Raw genomic sequence first — 3,824 nt, 5'->3', positions numbered from 1 at the left:
AGTGTAAATTACAACGTGGCGGCACTTGGCAGAGGCTATGAAGTGACAGTTCAAGACCCAAATTTCAGCGCTATCGAAGACCGTATGCTCTGCCGCTTGCATAGACTCACAAAACAGCGTTTTATAGAAATCGCAGAAAGTCAAATGCGGTTGGCCTTCGGAGAAATTGACATCGAAAAAGGAACGCAACAGATACGAGATCATCTGTCGTTGGTTTACGCAGCTGAAACTGGCCATCCTCTAGCGCAAGGTAGATTTCTGTCAAAGCCCGTTATGCTTACTCCGAAAGCCCAAGAGATGTTGATGAAAGCTAGAAAAGCCATTTTGGAAGAAATTCCAAGAGAAGTTGTTCGCTTTTCAGCAAGGCTTGAGGATCGTGCTATTCGTTTTGCCTGTGCCGCTTCTCTCCTCAGCTACTTCCAGTCAGCCCTTGACTACATTCCTGTGAGTGAAGAAGCATTGAAGTATGCTATACAGCTTTATGTAGAAGAAGCCTCCGTAAGGTCTCGAGAAGAGTTTCCGCCAGAATCAGTTTTAGGGAAACTTGGCTTAGATTAGGAGCTACCTCAAAAGAGTATTTGGCACAATCTCCCTAGCTAGTTTCAAGAATTCTTCCATCTCTTCCTGAGAAAAGGATTCAATATTTCTGAATTTTGGATCAAGCGTTTCTACTTCGCCTTTGAAGCATTGGAGAACATATTTTTTGCAGTCTCTTATTTTGCTACAGATTTGTTTGATGTCGTTTTTGCCATGGATTGTGGGAACTAGTGTTGTGCGAAACTCGTAATCTACAGAGCTGCTTAACAAAACTTCTACTGTTTTCTCTACTTCAGCTAGCAGCTTTTCTGCGTTAACGCCAATTGCGTGTGAGTATTTCTCTTGAGTAAGCGGTGCCTTGAAATCCATAGCAACGTAGTCTACAAGCCCTTGTTCAATCAGTTTTTGCACCATCGAAGAGTTTGTGCCGTTAGTATCTAACTTGACGTCTAAGCCTAATTCTTTGATTTGTTTGCACAAAGTTGGGAGTTCGTTGTGGATTGTTGGTTCGCCTCCAGTCATAGTTACGCCGTCAAGCCAATCCATGTTTTTCGTTAAGTATTGTTCGATTTCTTGGTATGGTATTGTTTGCATTCCTTCTGGCTTGAGAACAAAGCTTAGGTTGTAGCAGAAGGGACAGCGGAAGTTGCAGTGGGGCAAGAATATGGCTGCTGAGACTTTTCCATCCCAATCTACGAGGCTGAGATCTATGAATCCTTTAATTTCCGGCAGCTTCATTTATCCAATCGTTTCCTTACTTCGGTTTCCAACTCCTCTCTGGAAAGGAGTTTTCCTCGAGTTATAACTTCATTGTCTATTGCTATGCTTGGGGTGCTCATAATCTGATACATGAGCCCGTCCAGCTGACCGTTGGGAGTGCTTATGTCCACTTCTGTATATTTCAGTCCATATTTCTGTGCTATTTCTTGAGAAATCTTTTTGGCAGCAGGACAGTTTGTGCAGGTTGGCAGGGTGAAGACTTTCAACTCCATGTCAAACTTTCTCCCTTTTTAGGCGCATGTGTGGTTAGACAATTAAAGTCTTAACTTTTTCTGTTGCTCTTTTTTAAGGCTAGGTGCGGCGAGGATTATAGAAAATTTCTCCATAAATTTCTTATGTCTAGAGCAACGTAATTGTTACTGCTGTATTTGAAAAATATGTTAAAAGGAGAAAGGAAAATGAACTTCAGCATGAAAGCAACATACCTTACGCGAGGAAATAGATCTGAAGCAACTTGCCTGTTGGCGATACTGGCTATATCTATGTTCGCAACTATAGTGCCCGCGACAGTAGGTTCTGTGAGCAACACTGTGACAGCCTCTGCAGTTGAAAAACTAGCCAACGGTCTTACTCAGTCTTTAGCTGAAACGAGCGCTTCTGCCATCAACATTATTGTTGAAGCTACTGCAAACGCCCCTGTTATCGAAGCAATTGAAGACATAGGAGGAGAAGTCTCCACCCTTTACGAGAGTGTTGAGGCATTCGCTGCTTCCGTTCCTGCAGATAAAATATTAGATTTGGCAGAAAACCCAAATGTCGTAAAAATCTTTGAAGACTCCATGCGCTATATGAAGCAAGGTCCGACCAACCCTGTTAAACTCGACTACAATCTGGGGCCTTTCCATGAAGATACGGTGCTTCTAGAAGAGGAAGTTTCCGTGAATCCAGTTGACGCCGCCGCAGCGGGTTCGGCAGTACCCAGCACGTTTGCGGTTGCAGAACTAACTCATGCAGAAGACATATGGTCTGAAGCTGACTATGGAGAAGGAAGCACAGTCGCAGTCATAGATACAGGTTGCTGGGTTGACCCATGGATCGACCCAGACACAGGCGACACATACTACCCTTGGTACACATTTCCAGATCTCACGACCAACGTCATTGACGGAATAGACTTGAGCTACGATGTCGGCACTGGATGGGAAGGATACGGCGCTCCAACTAACCATCCGCATGGAAGTGGAACCGCAGGCTTCATAGCAAATCACGTTGAACTAATATTTGGGCCGGGACACTCTTGGGGAGAATCTTTTCTGCTTTACTATCCAGAAGGCGGCTACAAAGATGCAGACGGCCGTGTCCACCTTTTCGTCTTCGGTGTTGCACCTCTTGCTTCCATATATGCGGTGAAAGTGTTTGATCATACAGGCGGTGGAATACCAAGCTCGCTAGTAATGGCTGGGATGGACCACGTTATTCAGCTGAAACTTGAGAGCATATATGACATTGACGTAATGAGCATGAGTCTTGGAGGAGGCGTTGGCGCACCAGGCGAAGACCCTGAAGATCTCTTAGCTGACGCCGCAACAGAAGCAGGAATACTTGTGTCAGTAGCTGCTGGTAACGAGGGACCTGCACCAATAACCGTTGGTTCACCAGCCACCGCAAAAACTTGCATAGCAACAGGTGGCGCTGCTGACCCGATTCATGAACGGGCTTATGGAAACATAGCACTCTGGAACTATGGAATTCCAGGCTATTACTATTGGCCCAGCAACGAAATAGGTCTCTACGAATTTACTAGTAAAGGTCCAACCTCAGATGGTCGACAAAAACCAGACGTGATATCTACTGCATCGGCACTTCTATTCAGTTACCTTCCAGGCTGGGCAATGTGGGCTTATGGCGTACCCTACACACTTGGCCTTGGATGGGGCACTTCATTCTCTTGCCCACAAACTTCAGGTTTAGCAGCACTCTTGGCGAGCTATGGAAAAACATACGGATTAAACCATGATCCATGCCATCTTAAAACGGCTTTAATTGAAGGCGCAGATCCGCTTGCTGGCTTCATTGCGATAGAGCAAGGTGCAGGATACATTAATGCTTTTGATTCGTTGGAAATATTCAAGACATTGCCTGAAACTCTGCCACCTGAAACCTATCCAGAGATTACTGATTGGGATCCACCAGTAGAAATAACTCAGTTAGACAATGGTGCAGCTACCTTCGAGAACATAGCGCTTGAACCAGCAAAATACGCGTATTTCTACTTCAGACTAGGCAGCGAAGTTGACTCCATAAAAATCACAATTTCGGGTGTTACACTATCAAACTGGAACCCGGTGTTCGGCGACTCCTATAACGTTTACTTAACCACAGCAGCCAGAGACGGTATTGGCGATTATCTGATCGGAGATCCTCAATGGTTTATCGGTGACTCTGAAATCATAGTAAGCCTCGACACAGACTTTCAGCCGGGAGTAATTCGTCTAGTTCTTACAACGGACTTCTCAAGCTTCGGCACGATCAGTTTTGACGAGATGAAATTTGAAGTGACAGAGCTA

General features: G+C 45.0%; 4 protein-coding genes. 2 read left to right on the top strand and 2 right to left on the bottom strand.

Annotation, left to right across the window (positions count from 1 at the left end; genetic code table 11):
- On the top strand, positions 1 to 558 hold a 558-nt coding region (locus tag OEX01_09460; GenBank protein ID MDH5449209.1), incomplete at its 5' end, for a hypothetical protein.
- Between the two features lie 3 nt (positions 559 to 561).
- Here the strand turns inward: OEX01_09460 and OEX01_09455 are convergent.
- Positions 562 to 1,275, bottom strand: a complete 714-nt coding sequence (locus OEX01_09455; GenBank protein ID MDH5449208.1) for an anaerobic ribonucleoside-triphosphate reductase activating protein — start codon at positions 1,273 to 1,275, stop codon at positions 562 to 564.
- Positions 1,272 to 1,529, bottom strand: a complete 258-nt coding sequence (locus OEX01_09450; GenBank protein MDH5449207.1) for a thioredoxin family protein — start codon at positions 1,527 to 1,529, stop codon at positions 1,272 to 1,274. Before OEX01_09450 ends, OEX01_09455 begins: the two co-directional genes overlap by 4 nt.
- A gap of 186 nt (positions 1,530 to 1,715) precedes the next feature.
- On the opposite strand from OEX01_09450, the gene OEX01_09445 reads away from it, so the two are divergent.
- Positions 1,716 to 3,824 (top strand): S8 family serine peptidase (locus tag OEX01_09445; protein MDH5449206.1); only part of this gene is annotated, 2,109 nt, incomplete at its 3' end.

The organism is Candidatus Bathyarchaeota archaeon, from assembly GCA_029882535.1.
Lineage (GTDB): Archaea > Thermoproteota > Bathyarchaeia > Bathyarchaeales > SOJC01 > JAOUKM01.
Note: the sequence above shows the minus strand (reverse complement) of the source record. Positions and strands in the feature narration are given on the sequence as shown.